The following is a 15,480-nucleotide window of genomic DNA, read 5'->3' as shown; positions in this document are numbered from 1 at the left end:
TTCTACTGCCCCGATATCCAGTGGCTGGAACAGCCGAAGTGATGACAGGGGCCTAGTGCCCCTTACTCACTCGCTTGGATATCCGTGTCCAGATGCCGGCAGAGTCGGTGTGGAATCAGAAGATGGCAAAAGTAACTTCTGATGGTGAATTAGCTGAACTGGTAGAGTAGAGCAATAATTAACCCGCAACTTTCTGCGGGTTAGAGTTTTCGTTATTTATTTTATTTCTTCTAGAGGAGAATAGCGTGACTCTATTTTAACGTTGACATAAAAGTCACCGGAATTATCTTCATAATGGCTATCCAAAAATAAAAGGGTTAATTCCCCATCTGTGGGAGCTGTCCTGTGGAGTACGCCATTGCCAATTTCATAGGTCTTATCGCCAATTTTTGCAATTAATCCTCCACCTGGAGGGTGAGGAGGAACTCCTTGAGGAGCAGACCAAGGATTTGGTGCATTATCAAGGGTATATTGAATCCAACCAGAAGCAATAACGGATATCACGTCTCCTTTTTGAAGTACAAGCCCAGTGGGCTGACCTTGTTCAAGTTTCCCAGAAACAGTTCCAGACCAATCGTACATAGCATTACCTCCAAATTATATTTTGAAAGCGACAGAAGAATTAAGATTGTGACTCTTGAATGTCAGGCATTTGTACCCGGACAGAAACAAACCTGCCATCAGGGATATCGATTAAATCACCGTCAGCATAACCCTCCTTTACATTTCTAGCGAAAATAGGCGCATCTGGGTGTTCACGATGGTAGGTCATTAATTTGATGGAACCATCGGGCAGGACTTCGTGATTTATCCAGATTAACGGCAACTTGTTCTGACATAGTGGGATTTCTATGCTACCCATTGCTCCATCGACATTAAAGCCTTGAACGTTTTTGATGAGGTAAACACCCTCAGATAGATGCTCAACAGTAGCACCTTCGGATCCGTTGTTCGTGGTGAAATTGCTACCTCCACCGGAACCACCGGGGATGACTACGCTGGGGGAGGATTTTCTTACAACTCCAGAGTTATCAGCGTAATACTGTGACGTTGACATGATAGTGCCATTGCCTTTAGGTAACCTTTGAACGGATCTGTTTGCGTTTGAATTATTTGATGTTCTGTCTACAAAGTTTAATAACATAGTGGATTCATCAGGATTTCCTTCTATTCTCCAGAGCGTCCCATTAGGCCGATACATATTTATCCCACCATATTGGGAATCTGGATTTACAGTTAGTCCCTCTTGATCTACTGCGAAAGCACGCCGAGTATTAATATCTATTGCGTATCCAAGAGTATCAGCTCCACCACCTCGTACAATTCCTGTTTGGATATCATTGCGGTACCAACCATAATTAGTGAAGGCTACAAGCTTATTAGCTTCTTGATAGGGCGGCGCAGATACGATCTTTACAGGGTTAATTTCTTTCGGGGTTGTTTCTACTTGCTGAAATTGGAAAGAACCTGGATAAACTCCACCATTTTCGGATACTGCACCTATGTTTTTAATAAACTCTACTTTATCCGGGATATCAGCCCCGTTCTGGTTCTTCTCCAGATAAAGATTGGAATTATTATTGAGAGCGCTTTGATTGGCAGTATTGGCTAGATCGAATGCTTTTTTAACAGCTTTAGAGGTTGCAACGGTTATCTCACTGTCACTATCAACATCATTACTTAGTGTAACAAATCCCGGATCTACCTGAGTTGCATATGGATGATTACGGCTCTGGGCATGTTCTTCTATCGCGCCTTTAACATATTCACGAGTTGGTACAACTACAACGTTGTCTTCTAAGGCTTTTGATTCAGGTTTTTTATCTTGCATAGTTATTCCCTCATTTAATCAACAATACAGATTGCTAAATAACATGAAGGCGGTGGGATACTGCTCCGCCAGTGAACATCAATAAAATTGGTTCATCAATACTGGAGAGTGCGGCTTGACTAACTGCAATGGGTGAGTGGCATATTTTGATGGCAGGATGACATAAAATAACAAAGGAAGGATCAATAAAATCTATTCCTCTACTGATAAAATTTAGCATGACAAAGACGAAATTTACCAACTTTTAAACTCTGTTTGCTTACTTGTACCTCCTTCCACACAACCCCAATCAATTCACCCAACCATAAGCATTAGTTAATATATTCGGGCTGTTTAGCAGCGGACGGAAAGCTAAATATTAGGTTTAGCTTCCAACAATTTTATAAATATAAGGAAATAGTATGTCTGACGTTATTAATCCCGAACATGAATGCCCGTTTAACCGAGATGATTATAAAGGCGATCAGATTATCGCACCTGTAGGTTCTTTTTGGTGGGCACTGGTTCAGTTGAAATTGGGGAATAAAGTTCGTCGTAGTGGCTGGCCTAAAGAGGAACAATTGAATTTTGTTCCACGTAGAGCAGTTACCGAAGGTAATTACGATTATTTATCTCATATTGATAAACGAAATATTTATGGTAATTGGGCACCTTGGCAGCCGACACAGGAAGATTTGATGGCTTGTGATTGGGTGCAGGTGAAAGACTTTATCAAACCTGAACCCGAAACTGGCAACAATACGCTGGTATTTGACTTGACATCGGACACGTTTACGATAGCGTCTATGCCTCAATTTCCTCATTTTTATGGGTATACAGACACCATAGTGGGTTATCCAAACATTCCTGTGACATTGGGGTCATTGTCGGTCACGCAAAATACCACCGCGATTGACAAGATCATGAATGTTATGTGGGAGGAACCCAAGGATACCCAATCGTCGCTTGAGCCGCTTGAATTGTATTGGTATGTACAAGAAACACCAACTGTGGCTAACAGTGCTGATAAGGTTGGCGAATTATTTAAAAAACCTCTGCATATCACGGTGGAAGGAGTCACGTATAATTTGGGTGTACCTGAAGTAAGCTCAAATAAACCTGATGGCTATCGTTTCAAATATGTTTATAAAGTAGGTTCTGAATTGCGAGCAGAGGCTCAAAAATTCAGTGCCCTGTTGAAACAAACAGGCCAAACCAAGCGCTTCTACTGCAACTGGCGTTAGCCTTAATTGATTATCAAAGTTCAAGGCTGCGCATTGCGTGGCCTTCCTCCCAACTCTTTGATACTCCTTATTTTCGTCAGAAAACCGGAATTCCCGTTCTGGGCGGTAATTAAGAAAAATCAATAAGTTATCTAAAGGTGGGATTTCTCACCTTTAAACTCCTGCTCAGTATTTAATTCCTCCGTTTCAAACGGAGGCAGTGAAAGTTAACTCTAGGGAGCCCTTTAGTTTAAGGAGGCTCCGATTTCAGAGACTCCTCCTTGTCGGTAGGTTAAGACAGCTCTGTACGTTTAACGTATTAACCTGCTGCCGAGGTCCTCACTTTGGCTCAGTTCTAATAGGACAAATTTTTGGCTGATCGCGCCAATTGGGATTTGAAAGCCCATTTAAGTGGGAATGCCCACTTTGGTTTTATACTCATGGGGGAGGGTGTGAGAAATTTTTCGCATACCTTTTGCTTGTGCAGGTGCCTCACATGTTACAGGGCAGAATTCTGCCCTATAGTGATAGTAGTTTCCCTTCTCATTCTCGCCTTGGAACTGTCCATTTTTTAGCAAAAAAAGTATCTAGATGCCAAATATCATCAAAAAATTTGAATAATTTAAAATACTGTTCATGCGTACAGAGTAGCATCAATTTAGAAAGGAATTTTGACGGTGAATTTTTCGATTAAAATTTCGATGACCGTTCTTCAATATATGTTTTGGCTGGAGTGTTCAGAGAAGAAAATCAGACTCAAAATGGCCTGTTTTTTGTTACACCTCATTACACTTTGTTACAAATAAAAACACCTCAGAGGATAAGTCTGAGGTGTCTCAATTCTAACTTCACGTGCATTTCACGTGCACTTTTAAGTCCATTTACTGTCATGACAGTGACCACTCAACTTGGCTAACTTCTTGTTTTTCAAGTTGTTGTCCTGATACTGTCCTACCAAATTTGGTGGAGCTGGCGGGAGTTGAACCCGCGTCCGAAATTTCTACATCCTCGGTACTACATGCTTAGTCTGGTCTTTACATTCGCTTGCCAGCTGCGGACAGACACGCCACTAACAAACTAGCCTGATTGGATTTAACGCTTCAACCTCAGGCAAGGCATCCACGCGATCTCTTTTAGGTTTGACCTCTCTTGATCCCCGTCCTAAGAGCGGAGGCTAGGGAGAGAGGGCTCTGCGCAGGTTATTAAGCTGCCAGTGCGTAGTTTTCGTCGTTTGCGACTATTGTTTTGCGGCTTTTAACGAGGCCAACCGCCCCTCGGCATGCACCTTGGGTTTCGCAAATCCCGTCGAATCCAGAATCAGCCCCAAGTGTCTAACGGTAAGTATATCAGAATATTGGACGAGAATACCAGTGATTAACGTCCTGAATTCTTCATAATTCGCGCTTTGTCTAATTTCCACTCACGTTCTTTGATATCTGAACGTTTATCGTGCTCTTTTTTACCTTTTGCAACACCAATTTTGATTTTGCACCAAGCATTTTTCCAATACATGGAAAGCGCAACGATGGTGTAACCTTCTCGATTGATTCGACCGTACAGTGAATCAAGCTCTCGTTTGTTAAGAAGTAATTTGCGTGACCGTGTCGGATCGCAAACTACATGGGAAGATGCGACATTCAATGGCGTGATTGTGGCGCCAAAAAGATAAGCATCACCATCTTTGAGTAAAACATAACTCTCACTGATGTTAGCCTTGCCAGCGCGCAGTGATTTGACTTCCCAACCTTGTAGGGATAAGCCCGCTTCGAATTCTTCTTCAATGAAGTATTCGTGGCGAGCTCGCTTATTCATGGCAATTGTTGCCGAACCGGGTTTGTGTGCTTTTTTCTTTGTCATAATGCGTTGTATTATACTGTATGCGTTAGTGAAAGAAATCTCTTCTGCATGATATTTAGCGATAAGTGCATATTTTTTGTTCTAAATGTCATCAGGTTTTTATTTAACCACATTTAAGTGATACTATTCAGCGCTGTTACGTTTTACAGGAAATGATATGCCACAGATTAGTCGCTCCGCGCTAGTACCCTACAGCGTGGAACAAATGTATAAATTGGTCAATGATGTGACGTCTTATCCGGATTTTTTGCCGGGATGTGTGGGTAGTCGTGTAATAAGCAGCAGTAATAATGAAATGACGGCTTCCGTTGAGGTCTCTAAGGCTGGAATTAGTAAGACGTTTGTAACACGCAATACGTTATTCGACAATGAAAGCATTAATATGCAGCTTGTTGATGGGCCTTTCCGAAAACTGATGGGAGGATGGAGTTTTACTCCGTTAAGTGAGGATGCCTGCAAGGTTGAGCTACATCTTGATTTTGAATTTACCAATAAATTGATTGAGCTGGCTTTTGGTAAAGTGTTTAAAGAGTTAGCAGGTAATATGGTTCAGGCATTCTCTCAACGCGCTCGCGAGGTTTATAGTGTCTGATATCAATATCGAAGTCGTTTATGCTCTGCCTGAACGGCAGTATTTGTGTAATGTGAAGTTACCGCAAGGAGCAACTGTCGAGCAGGCGATTGTTGCATCTGGCCTTTTGACATTACGCAATGATATCGATTTGACTACAAATAAAATCGGCATTTATAGCCGTCCTGCTAAACTGTCCGATACGTTAGAAGAGGGGGATCGTGTAGAGATTTATCGCCCTCTTATTGCTGATCCAAAAGAAATGCGCCGTAAGCGAGCTGAACGCGCTAAAAATAATGTTCAATAATGTCATTAGCATCTATTAATTCGCCAGCTTATCTACTGGCGAATTAATAAAATCCTCATCTCACTGATTTTCTGGCAGTGATTTTTCATTTTTAATATCAGTCAATATGCCTTTGCTATCAAAGGTAAGTGTCAGCGTTTCCTGAGTGACTTTTTCATGTCCAGGTTGCTGGCGGAATATGTAATACCAAGTCTTGCTTCCAAATGGATCAGTCAGCATTGGTGTTCCCAAAGTGTAAGCAACTTGCTGTTGGGTCATTCCCTTCTGGATCTTCGATACCGCAGCCGGTGTCAGGTAATTCCCTTGATTAATATCAGGACGATAAACAATTCGCTCAAACATGGAGCAACCCGCTGTCAGCATAACAAGTGATACAGTAGCGGCAGTCAACAATTTACAGCGCATAGTAATTACATTCCTTTAGGAGTTAGGCCGTCGATAATAATAAACATTGAAGAGATTGAAAACCTCTACGCATTTATCTATGACTTCAAGTATACAAAAAAGTTGTAATAATTTATGCCGCTAACAGTTCTTTGGCATTGGCCAGCGTATTTTTTGTGACTTCACCTCCAGCCAGAAGCCGTGCCAATTCTTGGAGTCGTGCTTTTTTGTCCAAGAGTTGCATTTGGGTTTCTGTCTCTTCTCCATCAGTCTGTTTACTGACATAAAAATGTTGATGCCCACATCCAGCGACTTGTGGCAAGTGGGTTACGCACATAACTTGGGTTGATTCTCCCAATTCACGCAGCAGGTGACCGACAATTGCCGCTGTTGGGCCACTGATGCCTACATCAACTTCGTCGAAAATTAATGCTGGTGTCTCCATTTTTTTCGCGGTAATTACTTGAATGGCCAGTGCGATACGGGAGAGTTCACCACCAGATGCCACTTTTGCCAGTGGTTGATGAGGTTGACCCGGATTGGTGGTTACATTGAATTCGACTTTGCTGGCACCATCAATATTTAAATGCTCCGGCTCAAAGGTGACATCAATGGTGAAACGGCCATGGGGCATGGAAAGTTGGTGCATACTGTTTGTTATCAACTGACTTAATTCCACCGCGTATTTCTGGCGAACATGATGAAACCTTTCTGCTACCGCCAGAGCTTGTTGGTAGTGCAGACTGACGAGTTCACTGAGGTGGGCACAATCATCTTCTTGTTGAGATAATTGATGTTGTTCTTCCAGCAATTGTTGATGTAGTGCAGGTAAATCCTCTGGTGCAACGTGATGTTTACGCGCCATGTTGATTTGTTGGGAAATTTTCTGTTCCAGTTCGAATAAGCGATTAGGATCTAATTCTAGCTGGTCGCTGTAATGACGTAATTCATCACTGACTTCGTTAATTTGGATCGCGGCTTCCTCCAGCATGTTGAGTAGCTCACTGAGTTTGTGATCCATGCTGGAAAGTTCTGCTAATTCGCTTCGGGCATAGCTGAGTAGACTGACAATGTTTTGATCATCATTATCACTTAGAATCTGGAGAACATTCTGGCTTACGGACAGAAACTGTCCACAGTTTGCCAGCCGTTTGTATTCGCTGTCTTGTTCTTGGTAATCGCCCGGTTGTGGTGATAGTTCGTTCAGTTCTTTTAGATGATATTCCAGTAATTGTTGACGTGAACGACGCTCAAGGGCTTGCTGCTGAAACAGCGAGAGAGCCTGGCAGCTTTGGCGCCATTGTTGGTAAAACTGTTTCATTTCATGCTGAAGTTCAAAATCGCCCGTATAAATATCCAGTAAACGCCTTTGATGGCGGTTTTCTAACAGTAATTGGTGAGCGTGTTGCCCGTGGATTTGAATAAGGTGTGAACCCAATTCTCGTAACTGGGAAAGTGGTACAGCCGTGCCGTTGATAAAGCCACGAGAACGCCCATCCGAGGTAATTGTACGGCGCAACAGGCACTCATTGTCATCATCAAAACTGCCATCAAGCTGGTGCTTTTCAAGCCATTTTCGAGCAGAAGGGGCATCTGCTAACGAGAAACGGGCACAAAGGTCAGTACGTGGAGCACCGGCGCGAACCATATTGGCTTCGCCACGATTGCCAAGACATAAACCCAACGCATCGATAGCGATGGATTTACCCGCTCCGGTTTCCCCTGTGATTGCCGTCATTCCTGAGCGGAAATCAATTTCTAGTTCGCGAACGATGGCAAAATTACTGATGGTTAACTGAGTTAGCATCGTGCTCCTCCTACTTTTTACTGTATATAAAACATGCATTGTATATAAAAACATGTCTGTTTTTTCATACAGTATAAACTGGTTTTTTATACAGTAAAGTAGGGTGATCTGTTTTTTAGAACATTTTTTTCGACCAGCCTAGTTTTGTACTGAGCGTATTGAAATAGTTGTAATCTTTCGGATGGATCAAATGCAGATTATATTCACTGCGTTTGATAACCACATCTTCACCATCTTGAATCGGCAGTACAATCTGGCTATCACAACTGACTTCGTAGTCACTGCTGTTTTGGGAGAATTTCAGGCGTATGCTGCTTTCACTGCTGATAACAAGCGGACGTGCTGAGAGCGTGTGCGGAAACATAGGCACTAACACGATGGCATCCAAGTTGGGCGTTAAGATAGGGCCGCCAGCAGACAGCGAATAGGCTGTAGAACCGGTAGGCGTTGCGATGATAAGGCCATCTGAACGTTGAGAAAAAGCAAAGCGTTCATCAATATATACTTCAAAGTCAATCATGTGGGCAACTTTTCCCGGATGTAGTACGACTTCGTTCAGTGCAGTGCTACGCCGAGATTTTTGCCCTTTTTTGGTAACTTGTGCTTCGAGCAGAAAACGTTTTTCATCCCGGTATTCACCGTCCAAAACGTCAGAAAGCTGCTGTAAGGCGTTATCGGGATCTAAATCTGTCAGAAAACCCAAATTACCGCGGTTGATACCAATGACCTTAATGTCATAACGTGATAGTACTCTGGCCGCGCCGAGCATGTTGCCATCTCCACCAACAACAATCACGAGATCAGCAATTTTACCGATTTCTGTCAATCCCCCTGTTTGAGCGCCTTTTAAATCAATATCTTTCGCAACTTGTCTATCGATAATGACGCAATAGCCTTTAGATATCAGCCAGTAGTAAAGCATTTCATGTGTGGCCAGTGCTTCTGGATGACGTGGACGGCCGACAATACCGATGCATTTGAATTCATTATTCATTACTGTTATTTCCTTTAGCATATGGTTTCGCCTTCACAATATAATGTGTTCCCTTGAATCCCGCGTTTTGATCCCCATAATAAGCAGGAATGGCGATGATAATACAAATTACGCGGAGATATTCATGAGTAGTAAAGACCAAAAAGTACCTGACGAGCAAGTCTCAGAAAATACAGAAAATGTATTAGAGCAACAAAAAGATGTAGAACAGGCAGATGCGCCAGAGACTGAAAACATTGTTGACCCGCGTGTAGCCGAGTTGGAAGAACAACTGAAACAGGCTCAGGTTAACGAACGCGATGCAATGTTACGTGCTCGTGCTGAAGTAGAAAATATTCGCCGTCGTACAGAACTGGATGTGGAAAAAGCGCATAAATTTGCATTGGAAAAATTCGCTAATGAACTCCTGCCAGTTATCGACAATCTGGAGCGTGCTCTAGAAGCTGCGGATCGTGCTAATGAAACATTGCAACCTATGATTGAAGGTATTGAACTGACTCTGAAATCGTTTATCGATGCCGTGGGTAAGTTCGGTATTGAAGTTGTGAGTGACACTAATGTGCCTTTCAACCCTGAAGTGCATCAAGCGATGACTATGTTGGAATCTGACCAGCATGAACCTAATAATGTTATGTTCGTGATGCAGAAAGGTTATATTTTGAATGGCCGTTTATTGCGTCCTGCAATGGTTGCTGTTTCTAAATAAAAATTACTGTATGCCGTAATTTTTAATGCCGCCTTTATTGAGGGCGGCATTTTTGTAAGTAGAGATAGATTATTGGGGTAAGTTAGGCGCCCAATCAATTGGGGAAAGTCCCTGAGTTTCTAACAGGGTGTTGGCTTGTGAAAAATGTTTACAGCCTAAAAAACCTCGATGGGCTGATAAAGGAGATGGATGTGGCGCTTTCAACGTATGGTGGCGTTGAGTATCAATAAAACGACCTTTTTTCTGGGCATGAGCCCCCCAAAGCAGAAATATAACTCCGCGACGGTGTTCATTGATTGCTGCAATGACTTTGTCGGTGAATGTTTCCCAACCCAGATTTGCATGAGAATGAGCATTGCCACGTTCTACCGTTAGCACGGTATTGAGTAGTAATACCCCCTGTTTTGCCCAACTGATTAAGCAACCGTGGTTAGGGCGAGTGAATCCAGCAATATCTGATTCTAGTTCTTTGTACATATTGACGAGAGAAGGTGGTGCAGGAATGCCCGGTTGTACAGAGAAGGCCAGTCCGTGGGCTTGATTTGGTCCATGGTAAGGGTCTTGCCCCAAAATAACCACTTTTACATCAGCCAATTCGGTATAGCGAAATGCGTTGAAAACATCCTGTTGTGGCGGATAAATGGTTTTTCCAGCCTGACGTTCATTGGCAACATAAGCCAATGTATCAACGAAATAAGGCTGCTTCTTTTCATTGCCGATGACATCGTGCCATGTGATAGGTGCGGACATAGAGCCAATCTCTTTCTATATGATTATCAGATGGGCTTAAGCTTACCGATTCCCAATCCATAGGAAAACCCTCTGATCTCAATCTAAGTTTAATTCATAGAATGAATATCTGTTTTTATAATTTTTTTGAGAAATATAAAAATTATTTTATGTTTTCTTATTTTTTTAAAATGAATAAAAACATCATGTTATATTTTTATTCATAATAACCTTATAAAATTAGTTGATTTCAATCAAAGAATCTTCCTATTCGCGCTGGTATTTGGTTATGCAGTGCGTTTTAACTCACTCTAGAACAACAGCATGATGTTATTGCTCGAACCTTTACAGAAAGCTTGTAGTTCTTGTGTTGAAAACGAATTTTACTGAAAACGAATTGTATTGAAAACAAAGCGTAAGGGGAGTAAATACCCCCTTTTTTATTGGAATAAAAAAGAAAAAGTTGTTGCGTTACAAATCGGGACTTATTGGGTGAGTCAGTTTTGTTAATTAAAAATTAAAATATCGTTAAAAGTGTTAAAAAATTTGCCGATAGATAATCAGGGGATTTTAAAATTACACCTCACCTGAATACTCTGTAGGAGAATTTTATGACCTTATCAGTAAGTAACAACTTTCTCAGTGAACTAGGAACCTATTCATTACAAGGAAGTACTCTCAAACCTCAACCTAATTCTCTAGTCCAGTCATCAACCGATCAAGTTGATCTAATTTCTTCCCCAACCATTTTGTTTTCAGAAAATACCAAACAAACTAATGTACTTTATCAATCACTGGTTAATGATCTGAGTGCTCGTGCGATGGCAGCGGTCGGACTGAAAGCCAATGATATCGCAGGTAAGCAATCTCAATTCATTGATTACTCTCTGACGTTAGTGACTCGTGATGTTTATCGTCAAAGAAGTTTAGGGATTGGTGATTATGTACGTTTGTCCAATGATGATCTATCAAAAGCAGGTATTGACCCTAATACATTGAATGATAGTTCTACAGGATTTCAAGCCGGAGTGTATAAAAATAATGGGTTATATATAGTCTCTTTCACCGGGTCGAATGAATTAAAAGATTTCATGGTAAGTATTCGTCAGGGGCTTGGCTATAGTGAAAAACAATATGACCAAGCGATAGAATTGGCGAATAAGGCATTAAAGATATTCGGTGAAAATGTGATTTTTACGGGGCATTCATTGGGTGGTGGTTTGGCATCAGTGGCTGCGCTGACAACAGGAAAACCCGCGGTCATTTATAATTCTTCGGGGGTTTCAGATTCCACATTAAAGCGTATGGGAATATCACCTGAAGCTGGTCGTGAATTGGCAAGTAGTGGTTTGATACGCCATTATGTTGTCCAGCATGACTGGCTGGATAACTTGCAAAAAATATTGCCAGTTCCACAACCTATGGGGAATAAAATAGAGCTTGAATATGAATTGAAAAGTACGTGGGATGCCTTACCTCACCGATATGGTTTGCACTCCTTTAAAGCTCACTTTTTGGAAGCGGTACTGGAGTTGATGACGGATCAAAAGCCTTGGTTGAATAATCGTGATGTCATGTTGGCGTCAGCAGACAGTACCGATGAGGATATGGTTTCCTTGCAAGTGCAATCATTACAAGCTCAATCATCGCAATCTCAATCATTGCAAACACCTTCCTTGCAAGCACTGGCGCAGACCATGGATGATCCTGCAATTACAGAGCTATTTGAAGATGCTTATCGGCAAATCGCATCACTGCGGGTTTAAATGGCATGATACAGTGTAGTGTTTGTTGACGGGTGAAAATAGACTGAGAAGGGTAGGCTTTAAGGCGAAGTCATTGAATGACTTCGCCTGTATTTTGATAATTAATTGTTGCTAGATTCTGTTGCTTTTGGTTGAGGAGTGCGGCGTTTACCGATATTTTTGCTATCGCGATGACGCACTTTCACCCGTGTTTTCTTGGTTTCTTCGGTTTTTTTCTTTTCTTTGCGTTTTTCCAGCACTTTCTTGGAAGGTTTATAGCTCTTTTTCTCACTTGGTGCTTTGGTTTGCGGACGCAGTTCATCAACAACCCGTATTTTCATAGGTTCGTTGAGATAACGACAGATTTTTCCAAGCAGAGGATGATCGTGAGACTCAACCAGAGCAATAGCAGTTCCTTTGCGACCCGCACGGGCAGTACGGCCAATTCGGTGTAGATAAACATCCGCAGTACGAGGCAAATCAAAATTAAAGACGTGGCTGATGTTGTCGATATCCAATCCGCGAGAAGCAACGTCAGTCGCAACCAAGACCTTGACTCTGCCATCATTCAGGCGTTTTACCGCATCGGTACGTTTGGTTTGTACCATTTCGCCTTCAAGGAAGCTAGCCTGAATTCCCGCTTGGCTCAGCCAATCAACAAGTTCGCGTACGCGTTCGCGTTTTCGTACAAAAACAATGGATTTTGTTACGTCAGGTTGCTGAAGAAGGTTACACAATAAAGCCGTTTTATGTTCTAACGTATCAGCTCGATAATAAAATTGCTGAATTTTCTTACGCTCACGACGAGAAGGTTCTGCATCGATCTCAATGGGATCGGTTAACAGACGCTCAGCGAAATCACGGATGGATTCACCTTCCAGTGTCGCAGAAAATAGCAGTGTTTGTTTGCGCCAGCGAGTTTCGCCTGCAATGGTTTCGACGTCATTGGAGAATCCCATATCCAGCATGCGATCAGCTTCATCAAGGATCAGCGTTTCTACTGCACGGCAGTCGAAATTTTCTTCTTTAATGTATTGCAACAAACGCCCTGTCGTTGCGACAACAATATCCTGATTCTCACTGAATACTTCTGCGTGATTCATGTAGGCGACGCCGCCAGTAATTGTGGTGATATCCAGATTGGTGTGGGCTGCAAATTCTTTTGCTTGATCTGCAACTTGCATTGCCAGTTCACGGGTGGGCGTCAAAATCAGGATACGCGGAGGCCCTGATTTTTTACGAGGAAAATCGAGTAAGTGCTGTAGTGCTGGCAGCAGGTAAGCGGCAGTTTTGCCGGTGCCAGTTGGTGCGGAGCCAAGGACATCACGCCCATCCATCGCAGCAGGAATAGCCGCTGCCTGAATCGCTGTCGGGCGTTCGTAGCCTTTGTCGTTCAGTGCATTGAGCAGGGATTCATCAAGTTCGAAGTCGGAAAAGTTTGTTGCAGTCATCATATACCTCTGTTTGGGTGGCCGATTATAAACAGATTGGGCACATTCTTCACCCTATAAAGCATCCTATGAGCAGGTTGCTTTTATCTGTGGGCCATAAGATTTATGCTATGACGAATTTTGATTTCAGCAGATATAGCTCATGGCATTGATAGATAAACCCGCTTTTCGTCGCGGAGGTTTTACATTTAAACAGTTTTTTGTTGGGCATGATCAATGTGCGATGAAAGTCGGGACGGATGGTGTGTTATTGGGAGCCTGGGCACCAGTATATAACAAGAAAAGGTGTCTGGACATTGGGTGTGGCAGTGGTTTGATTGCATTGATGATAGCTCAGCGTACCAGTGAGGATACGTTGATTGATGCGGTAGAACTGGACGCGTGTGCTGCAATGCAGGCGGCTGATAATGTACAACAATCTCCGTGGTCTTCCCGTATTACGGTATATCAACAGGATATTCATGATTTTGTACGACATAACATGCAGCAGAATGTTTTACGGCCAAATAGCACTCAATATGATTTAATCGTCAGTAATCCCCCGTATTTTGAACCCGCGATAGCATGTCGCAATGAAGCACGAAATCAGGCTCGCTATACGGAGTCACTGACTCATAAGGGATTATTGGAATGTGTGCGAGGACTGATAACACCGACAGGACTATTTTGTGTTGTATTGCCCTATGATATTGGCGAATTCTTTGAAAGAATGGCGTCAGATTTGACATGGTTTACCCATTTTAGAGTTAATATTCGTGACAGGCAGGATAAGCCGTTACACCGTTTGTTGCTGGGGTTATCTCTGCAAAAACAGGAAACGCAAGTGAGTGAAATAACGATTCGTTCCTTGGATGGCATATACGCAGACGAATTTCGTCAGTTAGTAACAGATTTTTATTTCTATTATTGATGATGTTAACACTATTGATGTGGTTAAACTGATTTTATTGCTTATAGAATGAAACTTTCTTTTTTCTAGGATTTAAAATCGCGTTTCCTATGAAATAGAGACTATGATTTGTACTATATTCATCCAATGAAAATAAATTAAGCAATATCTCTAATGGATTTCAAGTTGCAGAGAGATGGATGCTGAAAATAGACAAAAAGAGCAGCTTGAAACATTAAAGGTAGAGAAGAAGTGTGATACGAAATAACAGGTGGTTGTAATATAAAATTACGGCCAAAGTTGAACTTCACAGTAAATTGATACTCGAAGTCATGCTTGTTCGGGAAAGCAGAACATCATATTGGTTTAATAAGTATAAATGTGGAGTTTTACCTCAGGAGAGTGAGCCTCGGATGAGCGAGCAGTTAACGGATCAAATGCTGGTCGAACGGGTCCAAAAGGGCGACCAAAGAGCATTTAATTTGCTGGTAATCAGATATCAGCACAAAGTGGCGAGCTTGATTGCTCGCTACGTACCTCAAGGCGATGTTCCTGATGTTGCTCAAGAGGTTTTTATAAAGACTTATCGTGCGCTTTCTTCTTTCCGAGGTGATAGTGCTTTTTATACGTGGTTGTATCGTATTGCCGTTAATACTGCGAAAAATTATTTAGTTGCTCAGGGGCGTCGACCACCATCTAATGATTTGGATGCTAACGATGCCGAAAACTATGATGTATCAAATTCATTAAAAGAAATTTCGAACCCAGAAAACTTAATGTTGTCTGAAGAATTGAAGGAAGTGGTTTTCCGCACCATTGAATCGCTTCCAGAAGATTTACGGATAGCGATTACGCTTAGGGAATTAGATGGTTTGAGCTATGAAGAGATAGCCGACATCATGGAATGCCCTGTAGGCACTGTGCGTTCACGAATATTCCGGGCAAGGGAAGCTATTGATAATAAAGTTCAACCACTCATTCAACAGTAGTGGGACAAAACAATATTT

At 42.1% G+C, this 15,480-nt stretch carries 15 protein-coding genes and 1 other RNA gene; 7 read left to right on the top strand and 9 right to left on the bottom strand.

Annotated features, from left to right (window positions below; all coding sequences use genetic code 11):
* Positions 1 to 216: 216 nt before the first annotated feature.
* Positions 217 to 582, bottom strand: coding sequence for a LecA/PA-IL family lectin (locus Xhom_RS14840; RefSeq protein WP_069314997.1), 366 nt, complete (start codon positions 580 to 582; stop codon positions 217 to 219).
* Positions 583 to 622: 40 nt separating this feature from the next.
* Complete coding sequence (locus tag Xhom_RS14835; protein WP_232326214.1) at positions 623 to 1,831, bottom strand: phage tail fiber protein; 1,209 nt, start codon at positions 1,829 to 1,831, stop codon at positions 623 to 625.
* A gap of 401 nt (positions 1,832 to 2,232) precedes the next feature.
* Here Xhom_RS14835 and Xhom_RS14830 point away from each other — a divergent pair, with 401 nt between their 5' ends.
* Entirely contained in the window at positions 2,233 to 3,054 is an 822-nt protein-coding gene (locus Xhom_RS14830) for a DUF2829 domain-containing protein (RefSeq protein ID WP_069314999.1), read from the top strand.
* A gap of 940 nt (positions 3,055 to 3,994) precedes the next feature.
* On the opposite strand, the gene ssrA is transcribed toward Xhom_RS14830, so the two are convergent.
* Together ssrA and smpB are read right to left on the bottom strand one after the other, a co-directional pair.
* Positions 3,995 to 4,358: a transfer-messenger RNA gene (gene ssrA, locus Xhom_RS14825) on the bottom strand.
* A gap of 49 nt (positions 4,359 to 4,407) precedes the next feature.
* Complete coding sequence (gene smpB / locus Xhom_RS14820; protein ID WP_047965037.1) at positions 4,408 to 4,890, bottom strand: SsrA-binding protein SmpB; 483 nt, start codon at positions 4,888 to 4,890, stop codon at positions 4,408 to 4,410.
* A 157-nt stretch (positions 4,891 to 5,047) separates the two neighbouring features.
* On the opposite strand from smpB, the gene Xhom_RS14815 reads away from it, so the two are divergent.
* Both Xhom_RS14815 and Xhom_RS14810 read left to right on the top strand, forming a co-directional pair.
* Positions 5,048 to 5,482 carry a type II toxin-antitoxin system RatA family toxin gene (locus Xhom_RS14815; protein ID WP_069315000.1) on the top strand — a complete coding sequence of 145 codons (435 nt, stop codon included), beginning with the start codon at positions 5,048 to 5,050 and terminating at the stop codon, positions 5,480 to 5,482.
* Positions 5,475 to 5,768 (top strand): RnfH family protein, encoded by a 294-nt coding sequence (locus tag Xhom_RS14810; RefSeq protein WP_069315001.1) that lies wholly within the window; start codon positions 5,475 to 5,477, stop codon positions 5,766 to 5,768. The genes Xhom_RS14815 and Xhom_RS14810 overlap by 8 nt, the downstream gene beginning before the upstream one ends.
* 60 nt (positions 5,769 to 5,828) lie before the next feature.
* Here the strand turns inward: Xhom_RS14810 and bamE are convergent, their stop codons facing one another.
* The 3 genes from bamE to nadK all read right to left on the bottom strand — a co-directional run bounded on the left by bamE (position 5,829) and on the right by nadK (position 8,953).
* Positions 5,829 to 6,173: an outer membrane protein assembly factor BamE gene (gene bamE, locus Xhom_RS14805; RefSeq protein ID WP_069315002.1), complete on the bottom strand. Its 345-nt coding sequence runs from the start codon at positions 6,171 to 6,173 to the stop codon at positions 5,829 to 5,831.
* A gap of 112 nt (positions 6,174 to 6,285) precedes the next feature.
* Positions 6,286 to 7,959 (bottom strand): DNA repair protein RecN, encoded by a 1,674-nt coding sequence (gene recN, locus Xhom_RS14800; RefSeq protein ID WP_069315003.1) that lies wholly within the window; start codon positions 7,957 to 7,959, stop codon positions 6,286 to 6,288.
* Positions 7,960 to 8,074: 115 nt separating this feature from the next.
* Complete coding sequence (gene nadK, locus Xhom_RS14795) at positions 8,075 to 8,953, bottom strand: NAD(+) kinase (RefSeq protein ID WP_099139784.1); 879 nt, start codon at positions 8,951 to 8,953, stop codon at positions 8,075 to 8,077.
* 124 nt (positions 8,954 to 9,077) lie between these two features.
* On the opposite strand from nadK, the gene grpE reads away from it, so the two are divergent.
* Positions 9,078 to 9,659: a nucleotide exchange factor GrpE gene (grpE, locus tag Xhom_RS14790; RefSeq protein WP_069315005.1), complete on the top strand. Its 582-nt coding sequence runs from the start codon at positions 9,078 to 9,080 to the stop codon at positions 9,657 to 9,659.
* Between the two features lie 69 nt (positions 9,660 to 9,728).
* Here grpE and ung read toward each other — a convergent pair whose 3' ends face one another.
* Positions 9,729 to 10,409: a uracil-DNA glycosylase gene (gene ung, locus Xhom_RS14785; RefSeq protein ID WP_069315006.1), complete on the bottom strand. Its 681-nt coding sequence runs from the start codon at positions 10,407 to 10,409 to the stop codon at positions 9,729 to 9,731.
* A 590-nt stretch (positions 10,410 to 10,999) separates the two neighbouring features.
* Between ung and Xhom_RS14780 the strand changes: the two genes are divergently transcribed.
* Positions 11,000 to 12,154 carry a Tle-like phospholipase domain-containing protein gene (locus tag Xhom_RS14780; RefSeq protein ID WP_069315007.1) on the top strand — a complete coding sequence of 385 codons (1,155 nt, stop codon included), beginning with the start codon at positions 11,000 to 11,002 and terminating at the stop codon, positions 12,152 to 12,154.
* A gap of 101 nt (positions 12,155 to 12,255) precedes the next feature.
* Here the strand turns inward: Xhom_RS14780 and srmB are convergent, their stop codons facing one another.
* Complete coding sequence (srmB, locus tag Xhom_RS14775; protein WP_069315008.1) at positions 12,256 to 13,584, bottom strand: ATP-dependent RNA helicase SrmB; 1,329 nt, start codon at positions 13,582 to 13,584, stop codon at positions 12,256 to 12,258.
* Positions 13,585 to 13,726: 142 nt separating this feature from the next.
* On the opposite strand from srmB, the gene trmN reads away from it, so the two are divergent.
* The gene (gene trmN, locus Xhom_RS14770) at positions 13,727 to 14,494 is read left to right on the top strand and encodes a tRNA(1)(Val) (adenine(37)-N(6))-methyltransferase TrmN (protein ID WP_069315009.1); all 768 of its coding nucleotides are present in this window, start codon (positions 13,727 to 13,729) and stop codon (positions 14,492 to 14,494) included.
* Between the two features lie 392 nt (positions 14,495 to 14,886).
* Positions 14,887 to 15,462 (top strand): RNA polymerase sigma factor RpoE, encoded by a 576-nt coding sequence (rpoE, locus tag Xhom_RS14765; RefSeq protein WP_069315010.1) that lies wholly within the window; start codon positions 14,887 to 14,889, stop codon positions 15,460 to 15,462.
* Positions 15,463 to 15,480: the final 18 nt, after the last annotated feature.

The sequence above is a fragment of the Xenorhabdus hominickii genome (genome assembly GCF_002632725.1).
Classification (GTDB): Bacteria; Pseudomonadota; Gammaproteobacteria; order Enterobacterales; family Enterobacteriaceae; genus Xenorhabdus; species Xenorhabdus hominickii.
This window is presented reverse-complemented; position numbering and strand designations above follow the sequence as displayed.

What these genes read in the sequence shown, in the direction of transcription:
- Xhom_RS14815 (WP_069315000.1), top strand. Translation starts at nt 5,048, where the DNA reads ATGCCACAGATTAGTCGCTCCGCGCTAGTACCCTACAGCGTGGAACAA.
- bamE (WP_069315002.1), bottom strand. Translation starts at nt 6,173, where the DNA reads ATGCGCTGTAAATTGTTGACTGCCGCTACTGTATCACTTGTTATGCTG.
- Xhom_RS14835 (WP_232326214.1), bottom strand. Translation starts at nt 1,831, where the DNA reads ATGCAAGATAAAAAACCTGAATCAAAAGCCTTAGAAGACAACGTTGTA.
- Xhom_RS14840 (WP_069314997.1), bottom strand. Translation starts at nt 582, where the DNA reads ATGTACGATTGGTCTGGAACTGTTTCTGGGAAACTTGAACAAGGTCAG.
- grpE (WP_069315005.1), top strand. Translation starts at nt 9,078, where the DNA reads ATGAGTAGTAAAGACCAAAAAGTACCTGACGAGCAAGTCTCAGAAAAT.
- smpB (WP_047965037.1), bottom strand. Translation starts at nt 4,890, where the DNA reads ATGACAAAGAAAAAAGCACACAAACCCGGTTCGGCAACAATTGCCATG.
- srmB (WP_069315008.1), bottom strand. Translation starts at nt 13,584, where the DNA reads ATGACTGCAACAAACTTTTCCGACTTCGAACTTGATGAATCCCTGCTC.
- ung (WP_069315006.1), bottom strand. Translation starts at nt 10,409, where the DNA reads ATGTCCGCACCTATCACATGGCACGATGTCATCGGCAATGAAAAGAAG.
- nadK (WP_099139784.1), bottom strand. Translation starts at nt 8,953, where the DNA reads ATGAATAATGAATTCAAATGCATCGGTATTGTCGGCCGTCCACGTCAT.
- Xhom_RS14830 (WP_069314999.1), top strand. Translation starts at nt 2,233, where the DNA reads ATGTCTGACGTTATTAATCCCGAACATGAATGCCCGTTTAACCGAGAT.
- recN (WP_069315003.1), bottom strand. Translation starts at nt 7,959, where the DNA reads ATGCTAACTCAGTTAACCATCAGTAATTTTGCCATCGTTCGCGAACTA.
- rpoE (WP_069315010.1), top strand. Translation starts at nt 14,887, where the DNA reads ATGAGCGAGCAGTTAACGGATCAAATGCTGGTCGAACGGGTCCAAAAG.
- Xhom_RS14780 (WP_069315007.1), top strand. Translation starts at nt 11,000, where the DNA reads ATGACCTTATCAGTAAGTAACAACTTTCTCAGTGAACTAGGAACCTAT.
- trmN (WP_069315009.1), top strand. Translation starts at nt 13,727, where the DNA reads ATGGCATTGATAGATAAACCCGCTTTTCGTCGCGGAGGTTTTACATTT.